This is a genomic window from Variovorax sp. JS1663 (assembly GCF_002157355.1).
Classification (GTDB): Bacteria; Pseudomonadota; Gammaproteobacteria; order Burkholderiales; family Burkholderiaceae_C; genus Variovorax.
Genome location: NZ_LYMK01000073.1, coordinates 1 through 24,934, shown reverse-complemented (window position 1 = coordinate 24,934; position 24,934 = coordinate 1). Strand labels below are relative to the sequence as shown.

The 24,934-nt window shown below is 67.2% G+C and carries 24 protein-coding genes; 14 read left to right on the top strand and 10 right to left on the bottom strand.

The genetic code is table 11. The features are described from left to right. From A8M77_RS32920 to A8M77_RS32910, 3 genes are all read left to right on the top strand, one after another. A partial coding sequence (locus A8M77_RS32920; protein ID WP_272947470.1) for a Fe-Mn family superoxide dismutase occupies window positions 1-100 on the top strand: 100 nt, incomplete at its 5' end. Between the two features lie 138 nt (window positions 101-238). Then, window positions 239-445: a hypothetical protein gene (locus tag A8M77_RS32915; RefSeq protein ID WP_086925681.1), complete on the top strand. Its 207-nt coding sequence runs from the start codon at window positions 239-241 to the stop codon at window positions 443-445. 215 nt (window positions 446-660) lie between these two features. Then, on the top strand, window positions 661-1,623 hold the full coding sequence (locus A8M77_RS32910; protein ID WP_086925680.1) for a Bug family tripartite tricarboxylate transporter substrate binding protein: 963 nt from the start codon (window positions 661-663) through the stop codon (window positions 1,621-1,623). A 7-nt stretch (window positions 1,624-1,630) separates the two neighbouring features. Here the strand turns inward: A8M77_RS32910 and A8M77_RS32905 are convergent, their stop codons facing one another. Next, window positions 1,631-2,395 carry an SDR family NAD(P)-dependent oxidoreductase gene (locus tag A8M77_RS32905; RefSeq protein WP_086925679.1) on the bottom strand — a complete coding sequence of 255 codons (765 nt, stop codon included), beginning with the start codon at window positions 2,393-2,395 and terminating at the stop codon, window positions 1,631-1,633. A 100-nt stretch (window positions 2,396-2,495) separates the two neighbouring features. On the opposite strand from A8M77_RS32905, the gene A8M77_RS32900 reads away from it, so the two are divergent. Next, window positions 2,496-3,146, top strand: coding sequence for an SOS response-associated peptidase family protein (locus A8M77_RS32900; RefSeq protein ID WP_158101040.1), 651 nt, complete (start codon window positions 2,496-2,498; stop codon window positions 3,144-3,146). Between the two features lie 3 nt (window positions 3,147-3,149). Here the strand turns inward: A8M77_RS32900 and A8M77_RS32895 are convergent, their stop codons facing one another. Beyond that, window positions 3,150-3,890, bottom strand: a complete 741-nt coding sequence (locus tag A8M77_RS32895) for a Crp/Fnr family transcriptional regulator (protein WP_086925677.1) — start codon at window positions 3,888-3,890, stop codon at window positions 3,150-3,152. 84 nt (window positions 3,891-3,974) lie between these two features. On the opposite strand from A8M77_RS32895, the gene A8M77_RS32890 reads away from it, so the two are divergent. Genes A8M77_RS32890 through A8M77_RS32860 form a run of 7 tightly spaced genes read left to right on the top strand, consistent with a single transcriptional unit; the run spans window position 3,975 to window position 12,369 of the window. Further along, a complete protein-coding gene (locus A8M77_RS32890; protein WP_086925676.1) occupies window positions 3,975-5,933 on the top strand; it encodes an AMP-dependent synthetase/ligase in 1,959 nt (652 codons plus the stop codon). A gap of 26 nt (window positions 5,934-5,959) precedes the next feature. Beyond that, window positions 5,960-6,775: an ABC transporter ATP-binding protein gene (locus A8M77_RS32885; protein ID WP_086925684.1), complete on the top strand. Its 816-nt coding sequence runs from the start codon at window positions 5,960-5,962 to the stop codon at window positions 6,773-6,775. Then, window positions 6,775-7,704, top strand: coding sequence for a branched-chain amino acid ABC transporter permease (locus A8M77_RS32880; RefSeq protein WP_086925675.1), 930 nt, complete (start codon window positions 6,775-6,777; stop codon window positions 7,702-7,704). Before A8M77_RS32885 ends, A8M77_RS32880 begins: the two co-directional genes overlap by 1 nt. Before the next feature lie 2 nt (window positions 7,705-7,706). Next, window positions 7,707-8,771, top strand: coding sequence for a branched-chain amino acid ABC transporter permease (locus tag A8M77_RS32875; RefSeq protein WP_086925674.1), 1,065 nt, complete (start codon window positions 7,707-7,709; stop codon window positions 8,769-8,771). 36 nt (window positions 8,772-8,807) lie between these two features. Then, entirely contained in the window at window positions 8,808-10,124 is a 1,317-nt protein-coding gene (locus tag A8M77_RS32870) for an ABC transporter substrate-binding protein (RefSeq protein WP_086925673.1), read from the top strand. A 27-nt stretch (window positions 10,125-10,151) separates the two neighbouring features. Further along, window positions 10,152-11,072 carry an ABC transporter ATP-binding protein gene (locus A8M77_RS32865; protein ID WP_443273400.1) on the top strand — a complete coding sequence of 307 codons (921 nt, stop codon included), beginning with the start codon at window positions 10,152-10,154 and terminating at the stop codon, window positions 11,070-11,072. A 49-nt stretch (window positions 11,073-11,121) separates the two neighbouring features. Then, window positions 11,122-12,369, top strand: a complete 1,248-nt coding sequence (locus tag A8M77_RS32860; RefSeq protein WP_086925672.1) for a phenylacetate--CoA ligase family protein — start codon at window positions 11,122-11,124, stop codon at window positions 12,367-12,369. A 21-nt stretch (window positions 12,370-12,390) separates the two neighbouring features. Here A8M77_RS32860 and A8M77_RS32855 read toward each other — a convergent pair whose 3' ends face one another. After that, a complete protein-coding gene (locus A8M77_RS32855; RefSeq protein ID WP_192871713.1) occupies window positions 12,391-12,951 on the bottom strand; it encodes a type 1 glutamine amidotransferase domain-containing protein in 561 nt (186 codons plus the stop codon). A 238-nt stretch (window positions 12,952-13,189) separates the two neighbouring features. Between A8M77_RS32855 and A8M77_RS36320 the strand changes: the two genes are divergently transcribed. Together A8M77_RS36320 and A8M77_RS32840 are read left to right on the top strand one after the other, a co-directional pair. Beyond that, entirely contained in the window at window positions 13,190-14,278 is a 1,089-nt protein-coding gene (locus tag A8M77_RS36320; protein ID WP_158101039.1) for a zinc ribbon domain-containing protein, read from the top strand. A 150-nt stretch (window positions 14,279-14,428) separates the two neighbouring features. Further along, window positions 14,429-15,406 carry a tripartite tricarboxylate transporter substrate-binding protein gene (locus A8M77_RS32840; protein WP_086925669.1) on the top strand — a complete coding sequence of 326 codons (978 nt, stop codon included), beginning with the start codon at window positions 14,429-14,431 and terminating at the stop codon, window positions 15,404-15,406. On the opposite strand, the gene A8M77_RS32835 is transcribed toward A8M77_RS32840, so the two are convergent. The 5 genes from A8M77_RS32835 to A8M77_RS32815 all read right to left on the bottom strand — a co-directional run bounded on the left by A8M77_RS32835 (window position 15,394) and on the right by A8M77_RS32815 (window position 20,086). Then, window positions 15,394-16,569, bottom strand: a complete 1,176-nt coding sequence (locus tag A8M77_RS32835) for an ROK family transcriptional regulator (protein WP_086925668.1) — start codon at window positions 16,567-16,569, stop codon at window positions 15,394-15,396. The genes A8M77_RS32840 and A8M77_RS32835 overlap by 13 nt on opposite strands. Beyond that, a complete protein-coding gene (locus tag A8M77_RS32830) occupies window positions 16,566-17,357 on the bottom strand; it encodes an ATP-binding cassette domain-containing protein (RefSeq protein ID WP_086925667.1) in 792 nt (263 codons plus the stop codon). Before A8M77_RS32830 ends, A8M77_RS32835 begins: the two co-directional genes overlap by 4 nt. Then, window positions 17,354-18,550, bottom strand: coding sequence for a sugar ABC transporter permease (locus A8M77_RS32825; RefSeq protein WP_086925666.1), 1,197 nt, complete (start codon window positions 18,548-18,550; stop codon window positions 17,354-17,356). Before A8M77_RS32825 ends, A8M77_RS32830 begins: the two co-directional genes overlap by 4 nt. A 19-nt stretch (window positions 18,551-18,569) precedes the next feature. Beyond that, complete coding sequence (xylF, locus tag A8M77_RS32820; protein ID WP_086925665.1) at window positions 18,570-19,595, bottom strand: D-xylose ABC transporter substrate-binding protein; 1,026 nt, start codon at window positions 19,593-19,595, stop codon at window positions 18,570-18,572. A 167-nt stretch (window positions 19,596-19,762) separates the two neighbouring features. After that, complete coding sequence (locus tag A8M77_RS32815) at window positions 19,763-20,086, bottom strand: helix-turn-helix domain-containing protein (protein WP_086925664.1); 324 nt, start codon at window positions 20,084-20,086, stop codon at window positions 19,763-19,765. A gap of 90 nt (window positions 20,087-20,176) precedes the next feature. Here A8M77_RS32815 and A8M77_RS32810 point away from each other — a divergent pair, with 90 nt between their 5' ends. Beyond that, on the top strand, window positions 20,177-20,629 hold the full coding sequence (locus A8M77_RS32810; protein ID WP_086925663.1) for a DUF3037 domain-containing protein: 453 nt from the start codon (window positions 20,177-20,179) through the stop codon (window positions 20,627-20,629). Here A8M77_RS32810 and A8M77_RS32805 read toward each other — a convergent pair. Beyond that, entirely contained in the window at window positions 20,601-22,421 is a 1,821-nt protein-coding gene (locus tag A8M77_RS32805) for a hypothetical protein (RefSeq protein ID WP_086925662.1), read from the bottom strand. The genes A8M77_RS32810 and A8M77_RS32805 overlap by 29 nt on opposite strands. Further along, window positions 22,418-24,883 (bottom strand): sensor histidine kinase, encoded by a 2,466-nt coding sequence (locus A8M77_RS32800; RefSeq protein WP_086925661.1) that lies wholly within the window; start codon window positions 24,881-24,883, stop codon window positions 22,418-22,420. The genes A8M77_RS32805 and A8M77_RS32800 overlap by 4 nt, the downstream gene beginning before the upstream one ends. Window positions 24,884-24,934: the final 51 nt, after the last annotated feature.

Here is a 24,934-nt window from a genome sequence, read left to right as displayed (position 1 = left end):
CGCCTACTACATCGACTACCGCAACCTGCGCCCGAAGTTCGTGGAGACCTTCCTGGCCAAGCTGGTGAACTGGGACTTCGCCCAGAAGAACTTCGGCTGACCCGCCCTGGCCGCCGTGCGCATTTGCACGGTCGGCGCGCCTTTGTGGCGCAGCGTGCGTCGCTTTGTGAATTCCTCGCTTTCTGTTCGTCCTGTGGCTGCGTACAACCGGCGCATGCACTGAAAGACGAGGATTCACATGGATACCGAAGCCATCGCACTGATCGTTGACGAACCGATCGCCGGCCATTTCTACTGGGTCCTGCAGAAGCAGGACGGCACCGACTGCCGACCCGTCGACGCCGCCGAAGGGCCGATGCCGACCTATGGCGCCGCCATGATGGCGGGCATCGCGGCGCTGCAGCGCCGGCATGACGAGCGCGGCGGGCCGCCGACGGTGCATTGAATCCGTGGAGGCAACGCTCGCCTCCCCCCTTTGAATGGGCGCAGGGCATCGCCCGGACCTCCCTGCAGTGCGGCCCGAGGCCGCCTTGCCGCATCAGCGCATCGCCCTTCGGCAAGCCCGCCATCGCGATTCGTGTACGCTTCATGGCCCTCTTTGCGGCACACTTCCCGCCCACTGTGCAGCCTCCGGCTGCGCCTCCAACAGAGAGACACCCCATGATCCGCAAGCTGCTGACCGTCTCGGTCCTGGCACTGGCCGCCGTCGCCGTGCAGGCCCAGCCCTATCCCGCCAAGCCCGTCCGCCTGATCGTGCCGTTCCCGCCCGGCGGCGGCACCGACATCCTGTCGCGGCTGGTCGCGACCAAGCTCACCGAAGTCAGCAAGTGGACCGTGGTGCCCGACAACCGCGCGGGCGCGGGCGGCACCATCGGCATCGCCGAGGCGGCGCGCGCCACGCCCACCGGTTACGACATCGTGATGGGCCAGAAGGACAACATGGTCGTCGCGCCCTGGCTCTACAAGAACCTGAGCTACGAGCCGACCAAGGACCTCACCGCCATCGCCCACGTGGCCTACACGCCGGTGGTGATCGTCACGCGCACCGAGTCGAAGTTCAAGACGCTCAAGGACGTGGTCGATGCCGCGCGCGCCGCGCCCGACACCGTGACCTACGGCTCGCCCGGCAACGGCACCACCATCCACCTGGCCGGCGAGATCTTCAACGGCGCGGCCAGGATCAAGATGCGCCACGTGCCCTACAAGGGCTCGAACCCCGCGATGATGGACGTGCTGGCCGGCAACGTGGACCTGATGGTGTCCTCCCTGCCCTCCGCGATGAGCCAGATCAAGGCCGGCAAGCTGCGCGCGCTGGCGGTGACCTCGGCCAAGCGCAGCAGCTCGCTGCCGGAGATCCCGACCGTGGCCGAACTGGGCTACAAGGACTTCGACGTGAGCACCTGGTACGGCCTCTTCGCGCCGGCGGGCACGCCCAAGGAGATCATCACCACGGTGAACGCCGAGGTGAACAAGCTGCTGGCCACGCCCGAGATGAAGGCCGCGATCATCGCGCAGGGCGCCGAGCCGCAGAGCATGACGCCCGAGCAGTTCGGCACGCTGCTGAAGACCGACTACCTCAAGTGGAAGGACATCGTGAAGGCTTCGGGCGCAACGATCGAATAAGCGCCGCTCAGGCGTCGCGCACGTCCGCCACGGGCTTGCTGCCGAAGTCCGTGCGCTCGAGATAGGCCAGCACCTTCGCCGCTGCCGATTCCGGGCTGTCGAGCTGGCCCTGCGCCTTCATGCGCTCGAAGCGCGCACGGTCCGGGAACATGTCGGACTCGGCCCCGCGCAGCTGCACCTGCATGTCGGTGTCGATCACGCCGGGCGCGAGCGAGACGATCTTCGCGCCGGTGCCCAAGGCTTCCTCCTCCAGCGCCACCGCGCGCGAGAAATGGTCCATGCCGGCCTTGGCCGCGCAATAGGGCGCCTGGCTCGCCATCGCGTTGCGGCCCAGGCCCGAGGAGATGTTGAGCACCTTGCGCGCGCCGCGCCAGCCGTGGGTGGCGGCAAGGAAGGCCGAGGTCAGCAGCAGCGGCGCCTCCAGGCCCACCCGCAGAGCCTGCGCCAGTTCGTCCGCGGCCGCCTGCGCCAGCGGGCGTGTGCGGCCGACGGTGCCGGCGTTGTTGATCAGCGTGGCGCTTTCATAGGCCTGGCCGTCCAGGCCGCGCAGCCAATCCGCCAGGCGCACGGCCACGGGCACCGGGTCGGCCAGGTCCTGCTGCCACTGTTCGAGCTGGGCGCCGGATTCGCGGGCGCGGGCGGAGAGCTGCTCGTCCGCGCGGCGCGAGATGCACAGCAGGCGCTGCCCCGGGCGGGCCAGCAGTTGTTCGGCCATGGCGCGGCCCAGGCCGCGGGAGGCGCCTGTGATGATGGTGAGTTGCGTTGAATTCATGCGTGATCTCGTGAAATGCTGCATCGACAACGACTTGTCGTGCATTCCGGATCCTATAGGTGCATTGACGAACCGCGCAGCGCCTTCTTACATTCGTCCGATGCCCATCCAATACGAGCCCACGCGTGACCCGCGCCACTTTCTCGCGGGCTTCGGGCTTTCCGTGCCGGAAGAACAGGCGCCGGTGGTCCGGCCCGGTGCGCAGGGCACCTTCATCCGCCGCCCGCGCGGCGACCGCGAAGGCGCGGCGATGACGGGGCGCTTCGAGGCGGCGCGGGGCCGCTGGGGCCTGATCCCGCTGTTTTCCCAGGACCGCGAGGTCCCCTACACCTTCGAGGCCCGCGGCGAGACGGCCGCGAGCGAGCGCAACTTCTACCAGCCCTGGAAACGGGGCCACCGCTGCGTGGTGCTGGCCGACGCGCTGTACCGCCGCGGCGACACCGAGGACACGGTGGTGCGCGTCTCCCGCGCCGATGGCGAGCCGCTCGCGCTGGCGGGCCTGTGGAACGGCTGGCGCGCGCCGGACGGCGAATGCGTCGAGAGCTTCGCGCTGCTCACGCTGCCCGCGGTGGAAGCGCCGGCGCAGCGCCGCGTGGTCTTCCTGCGCGAGGCCTGGGTGGACGACTGGCTGCACTGCCCCGTCGAGGAAACCGCCGCCTACCTGCGCCCCTACGCGCTGGACAAGCTGGTGCGCCGAGCCATCGTGCGCGACCCCAGCATTCCCCTTCCCAAACGCCAGCCCCCCGGCTGAGCCTCAGCCCTCGCCCTTGGCGGCCATGCCGCCGTCACGCAGCGCCGCGAGATCGAGCACCCGCAGCCCCCCGTACTCCACGCGGATCGCGCCCTGCGCCTGCAGCGTCCGCAAGGCTTCGTTGACGCGCTGGCGCGAGAGTCCGATCAGGTAGGCCAGCTCCTGCTGCGTGATGCGCAGCAGCTTGCCGACGCCGGGAAAGAGCACCGGGTTGAACAGCGCCGCCAGGTTGCGCGCCACGCGCGCGTCGGGGTCGTTGAGCCGGTCCGCCTCGCGCGCCGCGATGAACTGGGCCAGCCGCTCGTTGAGCTGGTTCATCACGAAGCGGTTGAAGCCGATCGAGTGGTCCAGCAGCCAGTGGAAGTCGTCCACCGGCAGGCCCGCGACCACGCTGCGGCGCAGGGCCTGGATGTTGTAGCGGTAGGGCTCGCGCTTGAGCGCGGTGCCCTCGCCGAACCAGCCGCCCGGCGGCAGGCCGCTGTAGGTCATGGAGGTGCCGTCGGCGTTGTCGTTGCTCATCTTGAGCAGGCCCTCGACCACGCCGAACCAGTAGGTGGGCGAGCGGCCGATGCGACAGACCAGGTCGCCGGGCTCGGCATCGCCGACCACCACCGCCGCCTCCGCGCGCCGGCGCTCGGTGGGGGTGAGCGTGTGCATCCAGGGAATGTTGTGCAGCTCCTCCACGGTGGCCGGCCGCACGCGGTCGCGCAGGGAAGAGGTGCCGCTGGGCGCGCCGGGAATCATCGGGAAACTCCGGGGAGTAGTGTCCCTAGGATTGTCGTTGAAACGACAAGTCGACGACAAGCGCGGTTCTACAGTCCGCCCATCGTGCAAAGCAACGCCAACACCTTCCCCCGCCTGCTGCTGGCCCATGCGCAGCACCAGCCCGACGCGCCGGCCGTGCGCGAAAAGGACCTCGGCATCTGGCAGACCTGGACCTGGTCGGCCGCGGCGCGCGAGGTGCGCGAGATCGCCTGCGGCCTGGCGAGCCTGGGCTTCCAGCCCGGCCACAACCTCGCGATCGTCGGCGCCAACCGGCCGCACCTCTACCTGGCCGTGGTGGCGGCGCAGAGCCTGCGCGGCGTGCCGGTGCCGCTGTACCAGGACGCGGTGGCGGGCGAGATGGTCTTCATGCTGGAAGACGCGGCCATCGACTTCGTGATCGCGGAAGACCAGGAGCAGGTGGACAAGCTGCTCGAATGCCGCGAGCTGCTGACGGCCCAGGGCAAGCAGGGCCTGCGCCACATCGTCTACGACGACCCGCGCGGCCTGCGCCACTACGACCAGCCGGGCCTGATCGGCTACGAGCGCCTGCGCGAGCTGGGCCGCGCGTTCGATGCCGCGCAGCCCGGCTTCTTCGATCAGAGCATGAACGGCGTCGAGCCCGGCGACGTCGCGGTGATCCTCTACACCTCCGGCACCACCGGCCGCCCCAAGGGCGTGTGCCAGACGCATGCCAGCTTCATCGCTGCCGGCCGCGGCGGCGTGGAGACCGACCGGCTCGGCCCCGGCGACAACATCATGAGCTACCTGCCGATGGCCTGGGTCGGCGACCACCTGTTCTCGGTGGCGCAGTGGCTGGTCGGCGGCTTCACCCTCAACTGCCCCGAGTCCACCGCCACCGTGATGAACGACATGCGCGAGATCGGGCCCAGCTACTACTTCGGCCCGCCGCGCACCTTCGAAGGGCTGCTCACCGCGGTGTCGATCCGCATGGAGGACGCGGCCGCGCCCAAGCGCTGGCTGTACGCGAAGTTCATGGCCCTGGCGCGCCGCGTGGGCGCGGACATCCTCAACGGCCAGAAGGTGGGCCTGGCCGATCGCCTGCTCTACGCGCTGGGCGACCTCACGATCTACGGCCCGCTGCGCAACGTGCTGGGCATGAGCCGCATCCGCGTGGCCTACACCGCGGGCGCGGCGATCGGGCCGGACCTGTTCCGCTTCTACCGCTCGATCGGCGTCAACCTCAAGCAGTTCTACGGCCAGACCGAGACCTGCGCCTACGTCTGCCTGCAGCAGGACGGCAAGGTCAAGCTGCAGACCGTGGGCAGCGCGGCGCCCGGCATCGAGCTGCGCATCGCGCCCGACGGCGAGGTGCTGGTGCGCGGCGTGTCGGTGCTGAAGGAGTACTACAAGCGGCCCGACGCCACCGCCGAGGTGCTCGACGCCGAGGGCTACTTCCACACCGGCGACGCCGGGGTGATCGACGCCGAGGGGCACCTGCGCATCATCGACCGCGCCAAGGACGTGGGCAAGCTCTCGGGCGGCGCGATGTTCGCGCCCAACTACATCGAGAACAAGCTCAAGTTCTTCCCCCAGATCAAGGAGGCGGTGTGCTTCGGCAACGGCCGCCGCGAGGTCTGCGCCGCCATCAACATCGACTACGAGGCGGTGGGCAACTGGGCCGAGCGCCGCGGCCTGCCCTACGGCGGCTACGTGGACCTGGCCGGCAAGCCCGAGGTGCTCGAGCTGGTGGCCGACTGCATCGCGAAGGTGAACGCCGACCTGGCGAGCGAGGAAGGCATGGGCGACACCCAGATCGCCCGCTTCCTGGTGCTGCACAAGGAGCTGGACCCCGACGACGACGAGCTCACCCGCACCCGCAAGGTGCGGCGCGGCTTCATCGCCGACAAGTACCGCGTGCTGGTCGACGCCCTCTACGGCGGCAAGGCCGAGCAGTACATCGAGACCCAGGTCAAGTTCGAGGACGGCCGCACGGGCACGGTGAGCGCCACGCTGCAGATCGTCGAGGCCAGGCGATTCCCACCGATGAAGGCGGCCGCATGAACGCACAGAACTTCACCGAGGCCGCCATGCTCGCGACCGTTGCCGAGACGGCCATCGGCCGCGGCCGCCGCACCGGCGACGTGATCCTGGACGTGCAGAACATCTCGCTGTCCTTCGGCGGCGTGAAGGCGCTGACGGACATCAGCTTCAACGTGCGCGAGCACGAGGTGCGCGCCATCATCGGCCCGAACGGCGCGGGCAAGAGCTCCATGCTCAACTGCATCAACGGCGTGTACCAGCCGCAGCAGGGCTCCATCACCTTCCGCGGCAAGCACTTCAAGCACATGAATTCGCGCCAGGTGGCCGAGATGGGCGTGGCGCGCACCTTCCAGAACCTGGCGCTCTTCAAGGGCATGAGCGTGCTCGACAACATCATGACGGGCCGCAACCTCAAGATGAAGAGCGGCCTGCTCGCGCAGGCCCTGCGCTGGGGCCCCGCCGAGCGCGAGGAACTGGCGCACCGCGAGTTCGTCGAGCGCATCATCGACTTCCTCGAGATCCAGCTGCACCGCAAGACGCCGGTGGGCCGCCTGCCCTACGGCCTGCAGAAGCGGGTGGACCTGGGCCGTGCCCTGGCCATGGAGCCGCAGGTGCTGCTGCTGGACGAGCCCATGGCCGGCATGAACGTGGAGGAGAAGCAGGACATGAGCCGCTTCATCCTCGACGTGAACGACGAGTTCGGCACCACCATCGTGCTGATCGAGCACGACATGGGCGTGGTGATGGACATCTCGGACCGCGTGGTCGTGCTCGACTACGGCAAGAAGATCGGCGACGGCACGCCCGACGAGGTGCGCAACAACGAGGACGTGATCCGGGCTTACCTCGGAACGGAACACTGATGGGCTTTTTCCTTGAAACCCTCTTCGGCGGCCTCATGGTGGGCATGCTGTATTCGCTGATCGCCATCGGCTTCGTGCTGATCTACAAGGCCTCCGGCGTCTTCAACTTCGCGCAGGGCGCGATGGTGCTGTTCGCGGCGCTGGCGATGGCGCGCTTCGCGGAATGGCTGCCGCGCTGGCTCGGTTTCGAAAGCCAGGTGCTGGCGAACGTGCTGGCCTTCGTGGTCGCGATGGCGGTCATGATCGCGGTGGCCTGGCTGATCGAGCGGCTGGCGCTGTCCAGGCTGGTCAACCAGGAAGGCATCACGCTGCTGATGGCCACGCTGGGCATCGCCTACTTCCTCGACGGCCTGGGCCAGACGCTGTTCGGCAACGACATCTACAAGATCGACGTCGGCATGCCCAAGGAGCCGCTGATGGTGCTGGAGGGCACCTTCCAGGGCGGCCTGCTGCTGAGCCAGGAGGACCTGATCGCCGCCGGCGTGGCGGCCGCGCTGGTGGCGGTGCTGGCGCTGTTCTTCCAGAAGACGGCCACCGGCCGCGCCCTGCGCGCGGTGGCCGACGACCACCAGGCCGCGCAGTCCATCGGCATCCCGCTCAACCGCATCTGGGTGATCGTGTGGTCGGTGGCCGGCTTCGCGGCGCTGGTGGCCGGGATCATCTGGGGCTCCAAGCTGGGCGTGCAGTTCTCGCTCTCGCTGGTGGCGCTGAAGGCGCTGCCGGTGGTGATCCTGGGCGGGCTGACCTCGGTGCCGGGCGCCATCATCGGCGGGCTGCTGATCGGCGTGGGAGAGAAGCTTTCGGAGATCTACCTCGGGCCGATGCTGGGCGGCGGCATCGAGATCTGGTTCGCCTATGTGCTCGCCCTTGTCTTCCTGCTGGTGCGGCCTCAAGGGCTCTTCGGCGAAAAAATCATCGATCGAGTCTGAACATGCTTTACCGCGAGAACGGCCAGTTCAAATCCACCTACCGCGCCGACCAGCAGGTCTTTCCGATCCTGCAGGACCGGGTGTTCATCCTGGCGCTGCTGGTCTTCGCCTTCGCGGTGGTGCCGCTCTTCGCCTCGGAATACTTCTTCCGCGCGATCCTGATCCCCTTCCTGATCCTCTCGCTCGCCGCGCTGGGCCTGAACATCCTGGTGGGCTACTGCGGCCAGATCTCGCTGGGCACCGGCGCCTTCATGGCGGTGGGCGCCTACGCGGCCTACAACTTCCACGTGCGCATCGACGGCATGCCGCTGCTCGCCTCGCTGCTTCTGGGCGGGCTGTGCGCCACGGTGGTGGGCGTGCTCTTCGGCGTTCCCAGCCTGCGCATCAAGGGGCTGTACCTGGCGGTGGCGACGCTGGCCGCGCAGTTCTTCGTGGACTGGGCCTTCCTGCGCATCAACTGGTTCACCAACAACTCGGCCTCGGGCTCGGTCAGCGTGGCGGGCCTCAACCTGTTCGGCCTGCCGGTGGAGACCGCGACGCAGAAGTACCTGCTGTGCCTGGCGCTGCTGGTGGTCTTCGCGATGGGGGCCAAGAACCTGGTGCGCAGCGCGATCGGCCGCGAGTGGATGGCGATGCGCGACATGGACGTGGCGGCCGCGGTGATCGGCATCCGCCCGGTCTACGCCAAGCTCACCGCCTTCGCGGTCAGCTCCTTCATCGTCGGCGTGGCGGGCGCGCTGTGGGGCTTCGTGCACCTGAGCACCTGGGAGCCGGCGGCCTTCAACATCGACCGCTCCTTCCAGCTGCTCTTCATGGTGATCATCGGCGGGCTGGGCTCGATCATGGGCAGCTTCTTCGGCGCCGCCTTCATCGTGCTGCTGCCGATCATGCTCAACCAGATCCCGGGCTGGTTCGGCCTGTCGATCTCGACCGCGCTGGCCTCGCACCTCGAATTCATGATCTTCGGCGCGCTGATCGTGTTCTTCCTGATCGTCGAGCCGCATGGCCTCGCGCGGCTCTGGTCCACCGCGAAAGAGAAGCTGCGCCTCTGGCCCTTCCCGCACTGATTGATTTACCCGGCACTTCAACAAAAGGAGACAAGCATGAAGCTGAAATCACTCGCACTCGCCCTCGCCGCCGTCTCGGCGCTGGCCGCCACGGCGCCGGCCTTCGCGCAGGCCAAGGAGCAGTTCTTCCCGCTGCTGGTCTACCGCACCGGCCCCTACGCGCCCAACGGCACGCCCTGGGCCAACGGCAAGCAGGACTACATCAAGCTGATCAACGCGACCGGCGGCATCAACGGCGTGAAGATCTCGTACGAAGAATGCGAGACCGGCTACGCCACCGACAAGGGCGTGGAATGCTACGAGCGCCTGAAGGACAAGGGCGCCACGCTGATCGACCCGCAGGCCACCGGCATCACCTTCGCGCTGACCGACAAGGCGCCCGCCGACAAGATCCCGCTCATCACCCTGGGCTACGGCCTCTCGGCCTCGCAGGACGGCAGCGTGTTCAAGTGGAACTTCCCGCTGATGGGCAGCTACTGGACCGCCGCCGACATCCTGATCCAGCACATCGCGAAGAAGGAAGGCGGCGCCGACAAGCTCAAGGGCAAGAAGATCACGCTGGTCTACCACGACTCGCCCTTCGGCAAGGAGCCGATCCCGCTCTTGCAGGAGCGCGCCAAGATGAACGGCTTCGAGCTCGGCCTGATTCCCGTGGCCGCGCCCGGCATCGAGCAGAAGTCCGCCTGGCTGCAGGTGCGCCAGTCGCGTCCCGACTACGTGCTGCTGTGGGGCTGGGGCGTGATGAACTCCACCGCGCTCAAGGAGGCCGTGGCCACCGGCTACCCGCGCGAGAAGATGTACGGCGTGTGGTGGGCCGGCGCCGAGCCCGACGTGAAGGACGTGGGCGCCTCGGCCAAGGGCTACAACGCGCTGGCGCTCAACACCTCGGGCACGCAGCCCAAGGTGATCCAGGACATCCTGAAGAACGTGCACGACAAGGGCCAGGGCACCGGCCCGCGCGACGAGGTCGGATCGGTGCTCTACACCCGCGGCCTGATCATCCAGATGCTGGGCGTGGAAGCCGTGCGGCGCGCACAGGAACGCTTCGGCAAGGGCAAGGTCATGACCGGCGAGCAGGTGCGCTGGGGGCTGGAGAACCTCGCGCTCGACCAGAAGAAGCTGGACGCGCTGGGCTTCGCGGGCGTGCTGCGGCCGATCAGCACCTCGTGCCAGGACCACATGGGCTCGACCTGGGCGCGCGTGCACACCTGGGACGGCGCCAAGTGGGGCGGCATGAGCGACTGGTACCAGGCCGACGAGCAGATCATCAAGCCGATGGTGAAGCAGGCCGGCGACAAGTACGCCGCCGAGAAGAAGCTGCCCAAGCGCGATGCCAGCGACTGCGCCGCCTGAAGACTTGCCTGACGAGGAGCACGACACATGACGGCTGCACGCCATTCGGGAGATGCGGTGGGACCGGCTTCGCCGGGCCACTCGCATCGCCCCCTCGCGAGCGAGGGGGTTGGCGGAGCGCCGCAGGCGCGCAGCCTGGGGGAGCGTTCTGTGCTTCTCGACGTCAACGGCATCGAGGTCATCTACAACCACGTGATCCTCGTGCTCAAGGGCGTCTCGCTCACGGTGCCCGAGGGCGGCATCGTTGCGCTGCTGGGCGGCAACGGCGCCGGCAAGACCACCACGCTGCGCGCGGTGTCCAACCTGCTGGCCGGCGAGCGCGGCGCGGTCACCAAGGGCACCATCGAGCTGCGCGGCGAGCGCATCGAGGCGCTGTCGCCGGCCGAACTGGTCAAGCGCGGGCTGATCCAGGTGATGGAGGGCCGCCACTGCTTCGCCCACCTCACGATCGAGGACAACCTGCTGACCGGCGCCTACACCCGCACCGACGGCAAGGCCGCCGTGGCGCAGACGCTGGAGAAGGTCTACACCTATTTCCCGCGGCTGAAGACGCGGCGCACCTCGCAGGCCGCCTACACCTCCGGCGGCGAGCAGCAGATGTGCGCCATCGGCCGCGCGCTGATGGCCAACCCCAGCATGGTGCTGCTCGACGAGCCCTCCATGGGCCTGGCGCCGCAGATCGTGGAAGAGGTGTTCGGCATCGTGAAGGACCTGAACGAGAAGGAGAAGGTCACCTTCCTCCTGGCCGAGCAGAACACCAACATGGCGCTGCGCTACGCCGACTACGGCTACATCCTGGAGAACGGCCGCATCGTGATGGACGGCGAAGCGCAGAGCCTGCGCGAGAACGAGGACGTCAAGGAGTTCTACCTGGGCGTCGGGGGCGCGGATCGCAAGAGCTTCCGCGACGTGAAGAGCTACAAGCGCAGAAAGCGTTGGTTGGCGTAATGGCTTCCCCCCAGTGTTCCCCGCATCAGTCCGCGAGAGGACGAAGCGTATGACCGACTACTACGACGCTCTTGAAGTGCGAGACCCCGAGGAACGCGAGCGCGACCTGCTGGGCGCCCTGCCGAAGCAGATCGCGCAGGCCCAGACCGCGGCGCCTGCCTTCGCGAAGATCCTCGACGGCGTGGAGCCCGCCGACATCGGCAGCCGCGAGGCGCTGGCCCGGCTGCCCGTGACGCGCAAGTCCGAACTGCTCGCACTGCAGCAGGCCGGCCGCGCGAGCGACCCCTTCGGCGGCTTCTCGGCCATCCGCTTCGGCCCGCGCATGCTGCGCGTGTTCGCCAGCCCCGGCACCATCTACGAGCCCGAGGGCGAGGCTCGGGACTACTGGCGCACCGCGCGTGCGCTGCACGCCGCGGGCTTTCGCAGCGGCGAACTGGTGCACAACTGCTTCAGCTACCACATGACGCCGGCCGGCGCGATCATGGAAAGCGGCGCGCGGGCGCTCGGCTGCACCGTGTTCGCCGGCGGCACCGGCCAGACCGAGCAGCAGGTGGACGCCATCGCCGATCTCAAGCCGGCCGGCTACGCCGGCACGCCCAGCTTCCTCAAGATCATCCTGGAGAAAGCGGCCGAGCGGAACGTCGCCCTGCCCTCGGTGACCAAGGCCCTGGTGTCGGGCGAGGCCTTTCCGCCCAGCCTGCGCGACTGGATCGCCGAGCGCGGCGTGGCGGGCACGCAGTGCTACGCCACCGCCGACCTGGGCCTCATCGCCTACGAGACCACCGCGCGCGAGGGCCTGGTGCTGGACGAGGGCGTGATCGTCGAGATCGTGCGCCCCGGCACCGGCGACCCCGTGCCCGAGGGCGAGGTGGGCGAGATCGTCGTCACCACGCTCAACCCCGACTACCCGCTGATCCGCTTCGGCACCGGCGACCTCTCGGCCGTGCTGCCGGGCCGCTGCCCCACCGGCCGCACCAACGCCCGCATCAAGGGCTGGCTGGGCCGCGCCGACCAGACCACCAAGGTGCGCGGCATGTTCGTGCACCCCGGCCAGGTGGCCGGCATCGTCAACCGCTTCCCCGAGGCGCAGCGCGCGCGCCTGGTGGTGGAGGGCGAGATGGGCGACGACCGGATGACGCTCAAGGTCGAGTGCGCAGCGCAGCCCGAGGGCCTGGCCGACCGCATGGCCGACGCCATCCGCGAACTCACCAAGCTCCGCGGCGCCGTCGAGTTGGTGGCGCCGGGCAGCCTGCCCAACGACGGCAAGGTGATCGAGGACGCGCGCAGCTACCGCTGAAAACTCGCGCGGCCTGCGCTCTCAGGCGTGCGCGTGCAAATTGACCAGCGTCTCGATCAGCACGCGGTTGAAGGCCGTCAGGTCATCGGGCTTGCGGCTCGTGATCAGCTGGCCGTCGGCGACCACCTCGCGATCGATCCAGTGGGCGCCAGCGTTGGTCAGATCGGTTCGCAGCGAGGGCCACGATGTCATGGTGCGCCCCTTGACCGCCTCCGCCTCGATCAGCATCCACGGCCCGTGGCAGATCGCCGCGATCGGCTTGCCCGCCTTGACGAAGTCGCGCACGAAGGTCACGGCCTGCTCGTCGACGCGCAATGCGTCCGGGTTCGCCACGCCGCCCGGCAGCACCAGCGCGTCGTACTCGTGTGCTGCCGCCTGCTGCAGCGGCACGTCGACATCGAACCGGTCGGCAGGGCTGTGGTGCTTCCAGCCGCGCACCTGGCCCTTTTTCGGCGACACCAGGCTGGTATCGGCACCGGCCGCATCGAGCGCCTTGCGCGGCTCGGTCATCTCGGACTGCTCGAAGCCGTCCGTTACGAGAATGGCGACCCGCAGGCCCTCGAGTTGACGCTTGTTGATCATCGGGATTCCTTTCGTTGAAGCCCCCAAGCTAAGCCCGCGTGTGCGCCTCCGCATCGGCAGGTGTCGGCTGTACATGTCGGACAACACGGCGGGCCCCGGCTGCAGGCCCGCATTCCACGAAGCGGGCTCAAAGTCTGCCAATCGCCCGCATCCGAGTCCTGCCGTAGGAGGCCGCTGACAGACATGCGTCCGTTCCCGTGGAGAGTGAATGCGTTTGTGTTCACGGAGGAACTTGGTCATGCCCGTCCTGTGTGGTGCTTGCGGAAGCAAGAACCGGGATAACGCGAAGTACTGCATCGGTTGCGCCGGCCGCCTGCCCGGCTTTGCACCCAGCGCGCCCTCGGCGCTGGACGCCGTGCTGGGTGCGAGTGCGGGTGCGCGCGCGCCCCTGGCGCCGGTCGCAGCGGCGCGCGGCCCGCGCCCCTGGCGGCGGGACGATCCCCTTGCCCTGCTGCCGGCGGAGACGCCGGCCTTCTGGCTGCGCCTGGGGCTGCTGGGCGTGGCCATGGGCCTGGCCTTCATCGGCTGGTACGTGTATGTGACGCGGGGCTTCGCCGCGCCGGCGTTCGTGAACGAACTCACCGCGGCCTTGGAAACGGAAGACCGAAGGCCTGCCGCGGACGAAGCGCAGACGGCGCCGGCCGTGCCCGATGCATCGGCGCCGGACTCCGCGACGCCGAGCCCGGCCGCGGCGCCCGCTGCGGCCGCGCCGCCCGCCGCACCGAAGACGCCCGCGCCCAAGGCGGCGGCCGCGCCCGCGCGGCCCGCGCCAATGCCAACGCCAACCTCGACGGCCAAGGCCGAGCCGCCCGCAAAGGCATCGGCCCCGGCACCGGCCGCAGCGCCTGCACAACCGGAATTCCCGGTGATCCGCGGTGCATCGGCCGCGCCGACGGAGCGCCGGCGCAGCGAGCCGCCCCGAACGGAACGCCAGCCCCGCGCCCCGGCCTGGGCCGACGACGATGCGCAGCCGGCGGTCGCTGCCGCCGCGCCGACGATGTCCTGGATCCGCCCGCCGGGCTGGACGCGCGACGATACCGGCATGCCGGCCGCCCGCGCCCCCGTGCCCGTGGTCGCGCCGCCGCGCGGCCAGGCCCGCGGCGATGGCGGACCGCCGCTCGCGCCCGGCCCGGGCCCCGTCTACAACTACAGCTCGCCCGGCAGTTCGGCATCTGCCGGCAGCGACGCCGGCCCGCCGACGGCGCCCGGCCCCGGGCCCCTGTTCAGCGCCCGCCGCGCCCCCGCCGTGGCCGCGGACGACTCGGGGCCACCGGTCACCCCGGGTCCCGGCCCGGTGTACAACTGGATGTCGACGCGCGAGCGCTAGTGCCTCCTTGCGCTGCCCCTGCTTGCCGGAACTGTTTGTGCAATGTTCAAGAAATGCTTGATTTCGTAAGGGCAATTCGCTATCCGGTTGGCGGAACGCGGCGATAAGATCGCGGCCCATTTAACCCGGACTCGTTCATCAGGAGAGAACATGAAGAGACTGCTGGCTTTTGCTGCCATCACCGCCGCCGTCACCGGCGCGTATTCCCAGGATTTCCCCGGCAGCAAGCCCATCACCATCGTGGTCCCCTTCTCCGCCGGCGGCCCGACCGACCGCGTGGCGCGCGACCTGGCCGAGGCCCTGCGCAAGCCCCTGGGCGGCGGCAGCATCGTGATCGACAACGTGCCCGGCGCCGGCAGCTCGATCGGCGCAGCCAAGGTGGCCCGCGCCACGCCCGACGGCTACACCCTGCTGCTGAACCACATCGCCATGTCCACCGTGCCCACGCTGGTGCGCAACGTGCCCTTCAAGGTCGAGAGCGACTTCGAGTACCTGGGCATCATCAACGACGTGCCGATGACGCTCATCGCCAAGCCCGCGATGAAGGCGAACAACTACAAGGAACTCACCGGCTGGATGGCCGAAAACAAGGGCAAGATCAACCTCGGCAACGCGGGCGTGGGCTCGGCATCGCACCTGTGCGGCCTGCTGTTCCAGAGCGCCACCAAGACCGAGATGACCCCGGTCCCCTACAAGGGCACGGCGCCCGCCATCACCGACCTGATCGGCGGCCAGATCGACCTGCTGTGCGACCAGACCACCAACACCTCGCCGCAGATCGAGGCCAAGAAGGTCAAGGCCTATGCCGTGACCACGCCCAAGCGCCTGGCCACGCCGCTGCTGAAGGACCTGCCCACGCTGCAGGAGTCGGGCCTGAAGGACTTCCAGGTCACCATCTGGCACGGCCTCTACGCGCCCAAGGGCACGCCGGCGGCGGTGACCAAGAAGATCAACGACGCGCTCAAGACCGCGCTGAAAGACCCGGACTTCATCAAGAAGCAGGAAGGCCTGGGCGCCGTGGTCGCCACCGACAACCGCGTCGAGCCCGCCGAGCACAAGAAGTTCGTGCAGGCCGAGATCGCCAAGTGGAGCCCGATCATCAAGGCTGCCGGCGTCTACGCCGACTGAAGTTGTTGTTTCGATGACATGAAGGTGGCGGCGCGGGCGCGCCGCGCCTTCGAATCCGGATGGAGCGGCCTGAGGTACTCGTGCAACGCGAGTGCCGCCGCCCCCACCGCAGACGCCCATTCCCCATAGCGCGCGGCGCGCACCACCGGCGGCCGCATGCCGGCGCTTTGCGCATAGCGGTTCACCGTCTCGATGGCCTCGGGCAGCAGCCCGGGATGTTCGAAGCATGACTGCCCGCCGACCACCATCGCGCGCGGCTCGAAAGTGACCCACAGGTTCTGCAGCAGCACGCCCAGGAAGGCGGCGCCGCGCATCGCGTCGGCCCTGCCGCTGCCCAGCACGCGCGAGCCCAGGAAAGCCTCGGCGCAGCCGCGCCGGCCGCAGGAGCACAGCGGCCCGTCCACCTGCAGGATGGTGTGGCCGATCTCGCCGGCCATGCCGTGCGCGCCGGTGAAGAGCCGGTCGTTGAGCACCACGCCGGCGCCCACGCCCACGTCGCAGCTCACGAAGACCAGCGGGTCCTCGCTCTCGCCGCCGGCGAACTCGTACTCGCCCAGCGCGGCCGCATCCGCATCGTTCTGCAGCTGCACCGGCAGCTGTGCGACGCCCTCGGCCGCCAGCGCCGCAACCAGGTCGGGCAGCAGGCTCACCTGCCGCCAGCCGAGGTTGGGCGCGAAGCGCACCTGGCCGCTTGCGTCGTCCACCGCGCCGGGCACCCCGACGCCGATGCCCGAGGGCCGCAGCCCCAGCGCGCCGATCGCCTTGTGCGCGGCCGCCACCATGCGCGCCGCCTGCCCGCACACCGCCCGCGGCGACTGCGACGCCAGCGGCTGCGCCTCGGCATGCAGCAGCTCGCCCATCAGCGACACGCAGACCACGCGCAGCGTCTCCACCGCGATCTCGACCCCCGTCAGCGCACGCAGGCCCGCATGGATGCGCAGCGGGATCGACGGCCGCCCCAGCCCGTCGGCCACCGCGGCGCCGGCCTCGAGCAGCCAGCCGTCCTCGAGCAGCTCGCGCACCAGCAGGCTGACGGTGGACTTGGTCAGCCCGCTCTCCGCCGCCAGCCGCGCGCGCGACAGGCCCGGCCGCGCGCGCAGCAGCCGCAGCAGCACGCTGCGGTTGATGCGCTTGACCAGCTGCTGGTCGCCGAGCGTGGTCATGCCGCGGCCGCGTGCTCGGCTTGCGCCTTCCCCTCCGGCCGCTTGCCCGCAATGATCATCCCGAGCACCTCGTCCTCCGTCACGTCGGCGGTGCGGTAGGTGCCCACCAGCTTGCCGTTCTTCATCACCGCCAGGCGGTCGCTCAGGCCGAACACGTCGGGCATGTCGTGCGTGATCAGGAAGATGCCCACGCCGTCGGCCTTGAGCTGCTTGACCAGCGTGCCGACCATCGCCGTCTCTTCCGGGCCGAGCGCGGCACAGGGCTCGTCCATGATCAGGATGCGGGCGTTGAAGTACAGCGCCCGGGAGATCGCCACCACCTGCCGCTGCCCGCCCGACAGCCGCCGCACCGGCACGCGGATGTTGGTGAAGTTCTTGTTCAGGCGGCGGAAGACCTTGCGCGCCTCCGTCTCCATGAAGTGGTCGTCCAGCGTGCGCCAGGGCGTGAGCTTCTCGCGGCCAAGGAAGAGGTTGGCCACCGAATCCAGGTTGTCGGCCAGGGCGAGCGTCTGGTAGATCGTCTCGATGCCCTGCGCCTGCGCCTCCGAGGGTGTGCGGATGTGCACCGCCTCGCCCGCGATGCGCGTCTCGCCCGAGTCGATGGGGTAGGCGCCGGCCAGCATCTTCATCAGCGTGGACTTGCCCGCGCCGTTGTGGCCCAGCAGCGCAACCACCTCCCCGGGGTAGAGGTTGATGCTGACGTTGTCCACCGCCTTCACGCCGCCGAAGGCCTTGCGGATCTCGCGCAGCTCGACCAGGGGCGCGGGTGCCACCAACGTCGCGCTCATCGCGTATCCCCGAAGCGCTTGCGGTACAGCACGTCGAACACCACCGCCACGATCAGCACCTGCCCGATGATCACCATGCGCTTGCCGATGGCCACGTCCAGCAGCAGCATGCCGCTGTCGAGCGACTGCATGATCAGCGCCCCCAGCACCGACCCGAAGATCGACCCGCTGCCGCCCGCCAGCGCCGCCCCGCCGATCACCGCCGCCGCGATCACGTACAGCTCCATGCCCGAGCCCAGCGAGTTCGTGCCCGCGTTGAGCCGCGCGATCGAGACGATCGCCGCCACCGTCACCAGCACCGCCAGCAGCGCGAACAGCATCATCGTCACCCGCTTGACCGGAATGCCCACCAGCGCCGCCGCATCCGGATTGCCGCCCATCGCGAACACGTAGCGCCCGAAGCGCGTGCGGTGCACGATGAAGGACAGCAGCACCGCCACCAGCGCCCAGATCAGCACCGGGATCGGCAGCCCCTGCGGCTCGGACTTGGAGGCGATCTGGTAGCTGTTCATCGCCCAGGCGAAGGCGAACACCGCCACCACCGGCACCGCGGTGAGCAGCACGTCCACCACCAGCGGCTCCACCGGCATCTCGTGCCGCTGCCTCGCGCGGCGCTGCTGCAGCATGCGCGCGAACAGCACCACCGCCACCAGCGCGGCGAGCGCCCAGGTCGCCGTCGTGCCGATGCCGCCGTCGTAGCCGCCGCCCAGGCGCTGGAAGAACTCGTCGTTGACCGGCTGCGTCTTGCCGTCCGCCACCAGGAAGGCCGCGCCGCGGAAGGACATCAGCCCGCCCAGCGTGACCACGAACGAGGGCACGCCCAGCATCGCCGTCAGCCCGCCCTGGTACAGCGACACCAGCAGCGCCACCGCCAGCCCCGCCAGGCAGGAGGCCGGCCAAGACCAGCCCGAGGTGTACTGCAGGTACGCCACCAGCACCCCGACGAAGCCCATCACCGAGCCCACCGACAGGTCGATGTGCCGCGCCACGATCACCAGCACCATCACCGTGGCGACGATGCCCACCACCGCCGTCTGCTGCGCGACGTTGTAGAGGTTCTCCGGCGTGAGGAAGAGCCCGCCCGACAGCCAGTGGAAGGCCAGGGCCATCACCACCAGCAGGGCGCACATCAGCAAGAGGCGCAAGTCCACCCCGCTGCGCTGCCACAGCGACTGCGATTGCGGTTCGCTCATCGCGCTGTGCTGTTGCTGCTTACTTGCAGGCCGCGGGGGCCTTGTCGCCCGTCACGCCGCGGCAGAGCTCGTCTTTCTTGATCCAGCCGGCCTTGACCACCACATCGAGGTTGTCGCGCGTGATCGGCACCGGCGTGAGCAGGTGCGAGGAGATGGCGATCTTCTTCTCGCCGCCGCTCCAGTTGGCCGCCTTGTCCGGCGTCTTGCCCTGCACCAGCGCCATCGCGGCAGAGGCGGCCTCGCGGCCCAGCTCGCGCGAGTCCTTCCACACCGTGACCGTCTGCGTGCCCAGCGCCACGCGGTTGAGCGCCGCGAAGTCCGCGTCCTGCCCCGACACCGGAATCCCGCGGATGCCCTTGGCCGTGAGCGCCGCCACCGCACCGCCGGCCGTGCCGTCATTGGCCGCCACCACCGCATCGACCTTGCCGCCGGCCTTGGTGAGGATCTGCTCCATGTTCTTCTGCGCCACCTCGGGCTTCCAGCCATCGGTGTACTCGTCGCCCACGATCTTGATGTCGCCCTTCTTCACCGCGTCGGCCACGATCTCCTGCGCGCCCGCGCGCAGGAAGTTGGCGTTCGGGTCGGTGGGCGAGCCCTTGATGAACACGTAGTTGCCCTTGGGCTGCACCTTGTAGACCGCACGCGCCTGCATGCGGCCGACCTCGACGTTGTCGAAGGTGATGTAGAAGACGCCGGGCGTTTCGATCAGCCGGTCGTAGGCCACCACCGGCACCTTCTGTTTCAGCGCCTTGTTGACCGCGGGGAGGATCGCGTCCTTGTCCATCGCGAGCACGATCAGCGCCTTGGCACCCTTGGACATCAGGCCGTCGATGTCGGCGAGCTGCTTCTCGGGCGAGCCGCCGGCGTCGGCGCTGATGTACTTGGCGCCCATCTTCTCAAGCTGAGACTTGATCGCGGCCTCGTCGGTCTTCCAGCGCTCTTCCTGGAAGTTGGACCAGCTCACACCGACGACGGTCTGGGCGCTTGCGGCGATGGCGGACAGGCCGAGGGCGAGGGTGGCCAGGGCGCGTAGGGGCTTGGTCATGGGTGGGTCTCCGGGGTGTTGGGCGTCCTTGGACGCGTGTTAGTTCGGAAGGCGAACTAACTATGACTATGCGATCTGGGCGCGGCCATCCGGGATATCCCTGCGGGAAAAGGCACTACACGGGCGCTACGAAGGCTTTGCTGAGGCGTGCACAAAGGCTCCGCACGCTACTCGGATTGCATTGAGGCTAGCAATGCACGCCGCGCTTCCTTGGACATCCGATGGGCCTGCAACAGGATCGCGGCCAGCACGTCGTCATCGCAGTAGAGGAAAGCAAGAGGAACCTTTAGTACTTTGGCGATCTGCTTGGCCGTCCGTACAGGTGGCTCATGCACGCCAGTTTCGTAGCGACTGATTCGGGCACTGCTGCTCGACTCGTCGAGACCGATGAGTACGCCAAGCTTGTCTTGCGCAATGCCAGCCATCTCGCGCGCTTCACGAAGCCGCTTGCCGAATAGCGGAGTAGCGTCTCCCCGGGTGCTTGAAGCCATTCTTCGATATTCGAAGAATGGCGCTATACTTTCTCTACGAATATCGTAGTCCTACCTTGACAGCACGGCCTTTGCTTTTGGAAATCATCTGTGAACTCAGCGCATGTTTCTGAGCTAGCCGCGACGACAGAAGGTCCGTATACCTATTCGATCCTCCGCTACGTGCACGACATCGGCACAGCCGAGTTCATTAACGTCGGCGTCGTCGTCGCGTCTTGCAACGCGCCATGCGTAGCGGCGAAGTTCAAGACTAGCTATGCCCGTGTCAAAGGCGCCTTTCCATCGCTGGATGCAGAGATCTTTCTGACTCGCATGAAGCGCTTGCAGGCGTGCTTCGACGCCATCGACGCAATCCGGTATTGTGAGCTGCGCGCTCGCGAAGGCCAGTCCGTCGCGGCTTTGATCCGCTCAGTTGTGCCGTTGGAAGACAGTGCGCTCCACTGGTCGCCCGCCGGTTCAGGCATTGGCGGTTCTCTGGCAGCGACGCTGCCACTGCTCTACGAGCGTTTCGTCATCAGGCATGACCTCCGACGGCGACGTTGATACCGCACGCCGCATCCGGCGCCCGCGGTTTCAAATAGTCCAGATCGAATGCGTCCCTGTCCACGACGGCCAAGTAGCTGCCCAGCAGGGCGGATGCGTACGGCATCCGCACTCGGCCAACCCGCCGGAGGTTCCAGGTGAAGCCGCCTGTCACACCAGGTGCCTCGCCCTTCGCTGCCTTGGCTTCGATAAACGAACCATGGGCGATGTGCTGGAAGGGACCCTTGGCGGAAAGCGTCAGCTGACATCTGGAGTCCTTCACGTCCTTGGCAGGCGAGCCCTTGACGGCAGAACGCGCGTCGTGTGCATCCTTAAGGGCTTTGAAAGCCGATCTGCCGCTAACCATCTGCCCGGGCAGCAGCCACTCGGGCACGGCCTGGCCGTAGTCATACAGAAGGCGGCCGTCGGGTCGGTAAGACACAAGGTCCAAGAGGTCGAGTCGAATGGAAGTGGTCTTCCTCAGCTCACATACCCATTGCTTGCCGTCGAGCAGGAAGGGAAGCCGAATTTGCTTCTGATTCGGGGGCGAATCGATCGTCGCAAGCGGCTTGAGCAAAACCAGGAAGCCGGCTTCCGCGTCGCGATCACCATTGGGACGCAACGTGACATCGCAAGGCTGTGCGAGCAAAATGAAGCGCTGAGCCAAGGCACCGCCTTGGGGATCCACTTCAAAGACATCGCCGCAGGCCAGCGGCGAGCAGCCCTTGTTGACCAGGTCTTCGGATTCCCAGACCTCCAGCTTCCGGAAAGTCTCCAGCTTTTGATGGTGGATCGTGGCGTCGATATCGAGCGGTACGACGCGGAGCGAGCGCAGCCGACGCTCGTTCTCACGGGTGGCGGCGTCGACGGAGAACAGGTGGCGGAACGATTCCGACATGGATGCGGTGAGCGCTCGTTCCACGACGTGGAGCTCGGAGACACCCTCCGCATAGGCTCGGCCAATCGCGTACTCATCCAACTGTTCGGGCGGGACTTCAAGCAGGTCATTGCTCGCGGTCTTGAACGCCTTCTCAATATGGCTCTGAACGCGCACCAGGACCTCGTGCACGTTGCGGCGCAGTCCGGCCCTCTTGATGGCTATACGCAGCGCCTGGGCGACGACACCGTCGCGACCTTCCACCGTTGAGTCCGCTTCACCGATCGGGTAAAGACGCTCCTTGGCGATGACGCAAACAGGGGAGACGTCTAGCGGCCCCTCCGGCGAGAGGGCGTTGCGCAGCTCAAGCTCCTTCTCTGCCTCATTGCTCTTGGTTGCGTAGTGGGTCAGCAGCAAGGCAGTCGCCTTGGAACCCGCGCCGTGAAGTGCTTTCAGGAGGTCCAAGCCCCTCGTGTTGCCGGCAGCCCCTTGAGCATCATTCAAGTCAATGATGTAGCTGATCCCCGTGTCGCCCGTATTCTTGGCAAGCTCAAGCATCGCGCCTTCTGCCGTGTCGAAGGGCCAGCGATCCTCTTTCGCGATGGCAAGATGCGTGCAGACGCTCTCGATTTGCTCGTCGGACAGGTCGGCGGTTCCGTTGTCTTCCAGCTTGAGCTGGACCTGACGCAGCAGGCTGATCCGCTCCCGCACTGTCAAGTTTGCGACTGCTTGCTCCAGCTCGTGATTTCCGGTGTCGTCGGTGTCAGCAATCTTGCGCAGCGCACCTTTCATCGGCTCAGGGCATAGATCTACCGCAACATCGGCGTGTTCGGTGAGAAGGTCGGTCAGTTCCGCGGCCGACGCGGTAGCGAAGCGGTCGTCAATCCAGATCACTCGTGTTGAACCGAGCAGCTTTAGCGCCTCGATGGGCTTCATTTCTTCCCTCCGTGCATGACTGACCCAAGGTTCACGATGAACCTGTACCTGCGACCGTCTTGGTTCTTTTCTGTGCTCAAGCTAATGTTGCAGCCGTCCGCTGCGAGCAATTGCGATGAGATGAATAGGCCCAGGCCTTGGCCGCGTTCCGATGCGGGCTTGGCTGAAATGAACATGTCGAAGATGCTGTCCTCATAGGCGGGATCGATGCCCGGGCCGCTATCAGCCACTGAGAAGCCGGACGAAGTAATCTCGACGCGAATCTGCTTCGGCCGCTTTATCTCCAGCACGTCGGTGCCACGGCGAAGCCAATAGACGCTGTTCCTAATCAGGTTGTCCAAGACGGCTAGCAGTCGGCCCCGATTGATCCTGGCGATAGCCTGGCCAGCTTCGCCTCGGATCTCGAAATCGATACCTTCCCGCTTCAAGCCGCCGGCGCGGTTTTCCCGGTACTGCGAGACGAAGTCGAAGAGGTCGATCGTTTCCTTGACCGCCCGAGTCCGTGGAAGCAGCGGATCGATGATGGCTGCAGCGCTGGTGATGCTTGCACAGGCGGCGCGGATAGGCCGGGTGTGGCGCGCAACGCTCTTCTCATTTGCACGGCCCTCTTTCACGACCTCCTCGATCGCCACGATGCGCCGCCTGATCTCTACGATGTGAGTGCGCAGCTCATGCGCCAGGCCACGGGCGCTCAGGCCGACGGCGGCGCTCTCGTAAAGCGACAGCATCCGCTCTTTGCTGTCGGTGAACTCCTGCCTCAGCATGCGCACCGCGCTGCTCGCCTGCGCCCCTATGTCCAGATTGCGCTGGACGGTCTGAGCCTTCTGTAGGGCCGTCTTCAGCACGTCCGTGGCGCCCACGCCGTCCTGCTGCTCAACAAGCCCCAGGCCCTGCTCCAGCGCTGCGACGATCGACAGAGCGTCCTGTTTGGCGGCGGCCGCGCCCTCCATTGTGGTCTCAACGACATCGAAAGAGCGTTCCGCGGTCGGTGGGCGATTGATGGCCCCCGGTACGACCTGAATAGCATACTTGTCCATCGCACGGCGGACGGCTTCAAGCGATTCGTTCGCGAACGTCTTGCACTCCAAGGCAATGGCGTTGAAGCCTCGATAGGCATCGTTTTCGACGAAGCTTTCACGATCGGACTTCTCGACCAGCTTGTAGTTGTGCTCGCCGGTCAGCGCAAAGTACCCGAGTGTGTTGTGCACACGCAGCTGGTAGGTGCTTCCTGTAGTCATGGCCTCGGCAAGCCTGAGCCAGTCGCCTTGAGAGCGCACTCGGAATCCATCGCGCAGGATGGAGATCCCAGCCATCCTTTTGATCGTCGCCCGATCAATGCCCAGTCCTGCTGCAGCTTCTGTATCGGCTTCAGAGTCTGTCGGGGTGGAATCGGTAGGCTCGTCGATCGAAAAGTCCCGCAAATTGAAATAATAGAACGCTGCGCTGAAGGGGCCGGGGTCTTCTGACTTGACCTCTTCACCGCCGGTCTTGATGTTCGGCCAGGGAATCGTCTGGGTGACTTCAACGAACCATTCGGGGCTAGGCCGGGGAACAACCTTGTATCGCTTCATCCGCGCGGGATCGCTCAGCCATTTGAGAAATCCGTCGCCTTCGTCGGTCCCAAAAACGTCGTTGGACTTCTGCTTCTGAGTCTTGCTGCTACCGATGGCGGCCCGAAACAGCCGCTCTCGGAAGCGGGCAACACACTGCAGTTCGGGTACATCGGCCGGTCCGGCCTGCCACTTGAACTGGAAATCGGCGACCGCACGCGCAAGCAGCGTCTCGGTAACGGTCACGAGGCTGGTCTTGTCGCGATCGACATCCACTGTGACCGGGAACTGCGCCTTGGCCTCGAACGGAGACACCAAGGTGGCCAGGCTGAGCTTCAGGGCCGCGGCGCCGTTGGCCCATTGGCCGACGTTCTTCAGACCATAGACGGAAACACGCGTTCCCTTAAATCGATCCGGATTCGGGAGGTCCGTCTCGACGAAGACCGGGATTTGGTCAATGGTTTCGGCTTTCTCGCAGTCAGCCCATCGGAACACTGCGGATGCCAATGGCTGGTCCTCACCCGTACTCGTCTCCACTTTCAAGATGTCGCCGAGCTTCATGGAGCCCAGCCGGCCAACACCCTTGTCGCCGAGCGGAGTGCGGCCCAGGCGCGTCTTTGCTTTCTGCTTCCCTTCGGCAGACCGCTTGTACGATCCGCTGATCGTGAGCCAGGACTTGCGCAGGTTTTCCGCAGCGATCCCATCACCTGTGTCCTCAATAGTGATGTGGCCAGTCCAGTTGAGCCGCCGACGCACGAAGTGGGTGGCTTCGACCAACCCTTTATCCCGCCAGTCGTCGCGGACGTTAAGTTCCTCGTCTCCCCTAGTGAAAGTTACACGGACGTTCTCGGCCTCTTCGCTGAAGTCGAGCAGCCGGCCTGCTAGTGTGCTGTCCCGCTGATACGTGAGCAAAGTCGATGCAGTTTCTCAAGGATCGACTCGGCAGTGGCAGTCCAGCGGAAG

Bases quoted from the DNA above. Each gene is read 5' to 3' on its own strand.
- A8M77_RS32915 (WP_086925681.1), top strand. From the start codon at position 239: ATGGATACCGAAGCCATCGCACTGATCGTTGACGAACCGATCGCCGGC.
- A8M77_RS32910 (WP_086925680.1), top strand. From the start codon at position 661: ATGATCCGCAAGCTGCTGACCGTCTCGGTCCTGGCACTGGCCGCCGTC.
- A8M77_RS32905 (WP_086925679.1), bottom strand. From the start codon at position 2,395: ATGAATTCAACGCAACTCACCATCATCACAGGCGCCTCCCGCGGCCTG.
- A8M77_RS32900 (WP_158101040.1), top strand. From the start codon at position 2,496: ATGCCCATCCAATACGAGCCCACGCGTGACCCGCGCCACTTTCTCGCG.
- A8M77_RS32895 (WP_086925677.1), bottom strand. From the start codon at position 3,890: ATGATTCCCGGCGCGCCCAGCGGCACCTCTTCCCTGCGCGACCGCGTG.
- A8M77_RS32885 (WP_086925684.1), top strand. From the start codon at position 5,960: ATGCTCGCGACCGTTGCCGAGACGGCCATCGGCCGCGGCCGCCGCACC.
- A8M77_RS32880 (WP_086925675.1), top strand. From the start codon at position 6,775: ATGGGCTTTTTCCTTGAAACCCTCTTCGGCGGCCTCATGGTGGGCATG.
- A8M77_RS32875 (WP_086925674.1), top strand. From the start codon at position 7,707: ATGCTTTACCGCGAGAACGGCCAGTTCAAATCCACCTACCGCGCCGAC.
- A8M77_RS32870 (WP_086925673.1), top strand. From the start codon at position 8,808: ATGAAGCTGAAATCACTCGCACTCGCCCTCGCCGCCGTCTCGGCGCTG.
- A8M77_RS32865 (WP_443273400.1), top strand. From the start codon at position 10,152: ATGACGGCTGCACGCCATTCGGGAGATGCGGTGGGACCGGCTTCGCCG.
- A8M77_RS32860 (WP_086925672.1), top strand. From the start codon at position 11,122: ATGACCGACTACTACGACGCTCTTGAAGTGCGAGACCCCGAGGAACGC.
- A8M77_RS32855 (WP_192871713.1), bottom strand. From the start codon at position 12,951: ATGATCAACAAGCGTCAACTCGAGGGCCTGCGGGTCGCCATTCTCGTA.
- A8M77_RS36320 (WP_158101039.1), top strand. From the start codon at position 13,190: ATGCCCGTCCTGTGTGGTGCTTGCGGAAGCAAGAACCGGGATAACGCG.
- A8M77_RS32840 (WP_086925669.1), top strand. From the start codon at position 14,429: ATGAAGAGACTGCTGGCTTTTGCTGCCATCACCGCCGCCGTCACCGGC.
- A8M77_RS32835 (WP_086925668.1), bottom strand. From the start codon at position 16,569: ATGACCACGCTCGGCGACCAGCAGCTGGTCAAGCGCATCAACCGCAGC.
- A8M77_RS32830 (WP_086925667.1), bottom strand. From the start codon at position 17,357: ATGAGCGCGACGTTGGTGGCACCCGCGCCCCTGGTCGAGCTGCGCGAG.
- A8M77_RS32825 (WP_086925666.1), bottom strand. From the start codon at position 18,550: ATGAGCGAACCGCAATCGCAGTCGCTGTGGCAGCGCAGCGGGGTGGAC.
- xylF (WP_086925665.1), bottom strand. From the start codon at position 19,595: ATGACCAAGCCCCTACGCGCCCTGGCCACCCTCGCCCTCGGCCTGTCC.
- A8M77_RS32815 (WP_086925664.1), bottom strand. From the start codon at position 20,086: ATGGCTTCAAGCACCCGGGGAGACGCTACTCCGCTATTCGGCAAGCGG.
- A8M77_RS32805 (WP_086925662.1), bottom strand. From the start codon at position 22,421: ATGAAGCCCATCGAGGCGCTAAAGCTGCTCGGTTCAACACGAGTGATC.